Annotated in this window: 2 protein-coding genes; one reads left to right on the top strand and one right to left on the bottom strand. The window is 37.8% G+C overall.

The annotated features are described in order from the left end of the window. Positions 1-80: 80 nt before the first annotated feature. The gene (locus CHI06_RS13400) at positions 81-2,312 is read right to left on the bottom strand and encodes a sensor domain-containing protein (RefSeq protein ID WP_095249059.1); all 2,232 of its coding nucleotides are present in this window, start codon (positions 2,310-2,312) and stop codon (positions 81-83) included. 189 nt (positions 2,313-2,501) lie between these two features. On the opposite strand from CHI06_RS13400, the gene CHI06_RS13395 reads away from it, so the two are divergent. Next, entirely contained in the window at positions 2,502-3,854 is a 1,353-nt protein-coding gene (locus CHI06_RS13395; protein WP_095249058.1) for an MATE family efflux transporter, read from the top strand. The last annotated feature ends 159 nt before the right edge of the window (positions 3,855-4,013 follow it).

Here is a 4,013-nt window from a genome sequence, read left to right as displayed (position 1 = left end):
GAAGCGCCTGGAGCACAAATCAACAGCCAAGTTTAACACAGCATTTACAAAAAAAAGAGGCGGAGTGTTCCGCCAAAAGCCTATTCGATAGGAACATTGCCTTTTACTAAAAATTCTTCCAGCTTCTCAGTAGACAACGGTTTGCTGTAGTAATATCCTTGTCCAATCTGACAAGCATTCTGCGTTAAGAATTTAACCTGCTCTTCCGTTTCAATTCCTTCTGCAATGACACCGAATTTTAAATTCATACCCATATCAATAATGGTTTTCACCATCATGCCTTGATTAGAGTGATAGATTATGTCATCGACAAAGGATTTATCGATCTTAATTTTATCAATGGGAAGATGTTTTAAATAGCTTAAAGAGGAATAGCCCGTACCAAAGTCATCCACCGATAGTAGAACACCCAAATCCTTTAATTGATTCAGAATGATGGTAGAGTTCTCTAGGTTTTGCATAAGACTTTCAGTAATTTCGAGTTCCAAGTAATTTGCCTCTAATCCAATTTCCTCGAGCATGCCTGAAATGAATGGAATGAAATGTTCATCCTGAAATTGCCTTACTGAAACGTTTACAGCAATAGGAAAATCACTGAATCCTGAATCCTTCCATGCTTTTCTCCGTTCACATGCCTCTCGTAATATCCATTTTCCCAATGGTACGATGAGCCCTGTTTCTTCAGCGAGTGGAATAAATTCAGAAGGTGCTAAATATCCATATTCTGGATGATTCCAACGAATTAATGCCTCCACTCCGACAATTTCCCCAGTACGTAAATCCAGCTGCGGTTGGTAGTGGAGTGTCATTTGATTCTGCTCCATTGCTCTTCTTAACCAATTCTCAAGCTTCATTTTCCAAGTAGAGATACCATCAAGATTATTAGAGTAGAATTGATAATTATTTTTTCCACGTTCTTTTGCTTGGTACATGGCGGTATCAGCATTTTTAATAAGTGTTTCTTCATCATTTCCATCTGTTGGATAGATACTAATTCCGATACTTGGCGTGACATAAAATTCTTCACAGTTCACTTCAAATGGGTTTGAAAACTCATTGAGAATTCGTTTAGCTACTTGTGAAGTGTTTTCCTTATCAACATCTTCCAGGACGATAATAAATTCATCACCGCCCTGGCGAGAAACTAGACCTTCATTTTGTACGGCTTTTTCTAATCGACCTGCTACCTGTTGGAGAATAATATCCCCAATTGAGTGACCTTTTGTATCATTGATAATTTTAAAGCGATCTAAATCTAGGAATAGCACTGCGTGCATTTTATTCTGTTGATAACGTAACACTTCGTTAAGATGGTTCCTGAACTGATTTCGATTTGGCAAACCCGTTAATGAATCATAATAGGCCATGAATTTAATCGTTTGTTCCGATTTCTTCCTTTGGGTAATATCTCTGCCCACTACCTGAATGGCAAATCGGCCTTCGTATAGAATAGACCTAGCTGCCATCTCCACATCAATGCTTTCACCGTCTGTTCGCCTAACCTGGAATTCAAGCCTAAGTCGCTCGTTTTCCAATTTATCAGTCGAGAATACTTTACGTTTAATTAAATCTGTAATATGCGAAGGAACAAAATTCTTAGCTGATTGCCCAATCACCTGCTCCTGACTTTGAGCACCAATTAATTTGCAGCCCGCTTCATTTATATATTCTATTTTCCCATCATAAACCACAGCTATAATATCAGGTGACATTTCAACTAGACTTTGATAGAGCCCTTCGCTTTCTTTTCGATCTGTAATATCGAATAACACACTTGTAAAGTCAACAAAGTCTCCTTTTTGGTCAAAGGTTGGTATCCCTCTGTCCTGTATCCAGCGTACTTCACCATCAGGGCGAATAATACGATATTGGCTAGTGGCTGTTTCTCCAACTGCAAGCTTCTTTTCTCTATCCTTTAAAACAGACAAATCCTCTGGATAAATAACTTCTTTCCAAAGGTTCATGTTTTCATAAAATTTATCCAGCTTATATCCATAAAGTTTTTCTATTCCAGGAGTGATTAATAGTGTGTCAGACTTTAAATCATGGGACCAGATGGCAACATCTAGAGTATCAAATATATTTTTCATTTTCTTCTGGTTTATCGTATATTCATCGGCTTTCTTATCGAACTCTTTAACTAAAAAGTATAGGAAACCGATGGCAACGATTGAAACAACTGAAGCGATATTGCTTACTATTTTAATAGAATGAAAGAGGTCTGGATTGATTAAATCTATAACTTGTAAAAGGGCAAATAAACCAATAATGAGGATTAACAAAAACCTGTATAAATTTCTTTTTGTAAACATATTTGCCCCCATTTTAGTATTGTTATAGTTTAAAAATAGCAAATTCAAGGCTTTATAACAATCTTATTATTTTTTCCATTTGTGATTCCCTTTTTTGGAAAAACTTATCAACCTTATTTTCCTATTACTATATCCCTTATAAAGTAGTAAAATAAAACATTATTTTATAAAAACTGATTGGAGAATATCGTGGAGGAACAAAAAAACAACTATCAAGAACAGACTCTTTTCAGTATTACCTGGCCGCTCTTTATTGAACTTTCGCTTCATATGGGAATGGGGATTGTGGCTACACTGATGTTAAGCCATTACTCCGATCAGGCAGTAGCTGGTGTTGGAGTTGCCAACCAGCTGTTAAATATTTTTATTTTAGTATTCAATGTCACTTCCATTGGAGCAACCGTATTAATCAGTCAAAATCTCGGTGCAAGAAACCTTCAACGTGCGCGGCAGCTATCTTATTCTGTATTTGGTTTGAATTTCTGGTTTGGAATATGTATTGCCATTATTGTTTTTATTTTAGGAGAGCCTCTACTACGTCTGTATGATGTTCATGGTCCTGTTTTCGACTACGGACTTACCTTTGTACGAATATGTGCACTTTCACTCTTTTTCGAATCTCTCTCTCTGGCTTTAAGTGCGATCCTTCGCAGTCATGGATACACGAAGGAATCAATGATGGTTACTGTTTTTATGAATGTAATCAGTATTGGCGGGAATATTATTGCGACGACCGGATTCTTAGGGCTGCCAATTACAGGTGTGACGGGTGTATCCTGGGCTATCTTTGCAGCTCGAGCCTATGCGGTTTGTGCTCTATTGTATTTGCTATATAACAGACTTTCTTTAAAAATTGTCATCAAGGATATCTTCAACGCAAAAAAAGAAGATATCCGTGAATTGCTCGAGATTGGAATTCCTTCAGCTGGAGAAAATCTTTCCTACCAATTATCTCAAGTGGTTATTACTAGCTTTGTAGTTACAATGGGTACAGCCTCTTTGGCTGGAAGAGTATATATATTAAATATCAGCATGCTTTGCTTTTTGTTCACAGTCGCGATTGCTCAAGGAACCCAGTTGTTAGTAGCACGATATATTGGGGGCAAACAATATGATCTTGCCTTAAAACGAGGTATTCGCACTTTAAAAATAGCAATGTTTGCATCAACCTTTGCATCACTCATTATCGCCTTTGGAGGAGAATTCATCTTAAGAATATTCACAGAGGATCCTTCCATTATTATGGTTGGACTGCCGGTTTTATGGGCCATAGTTTTCGTTGAGCCCGGAAGAGCAATGAATATCGTATTGATGAACTCATTAAAGTCTGCAGGAGATGTTCGTTTTCCCGTTATTATTGGTATTATTTCGATGTGGGGAATAGCGGTATCCTTAAGTTATTTGCTAGGCGTTCACTATGGTTTGGGACTTTTGGGCATATGGCTTGCCCAAGGAGCCGATGAGTGGCTGCGCGGCTGTTTTGCTTTAAAACGCTGGCTAAGCAAACCGTGGGAACGGTTAACGAAAGCAATATTAAATTAATCGAAAAAAGTAAAAAAACATAATGGACGCAAAGTCCCTTATGTTTTTTTCATCCGGGGTCTTAAGGACAAATCGTCCGCGCTGCCAGAAGGCTTTGTCTTTCATCTGGGGTCTTAAGGACAAATCTTATGCGCTGCCAGAAGGTTTTGTCTTTCATCC

It is taken from the genome of Bacillus sp. 7884-1 (genome assembly GCF_002272245.1).
GTDB lineage: Bacteria > Bacillota > Bacilli > Bacillales > Cytobacillaceae > Neobacillus.
Note: the sequence above shows the minus strand (reverse complement) of the source record. Positions and strands in the feature narration are given on the sequence as shown.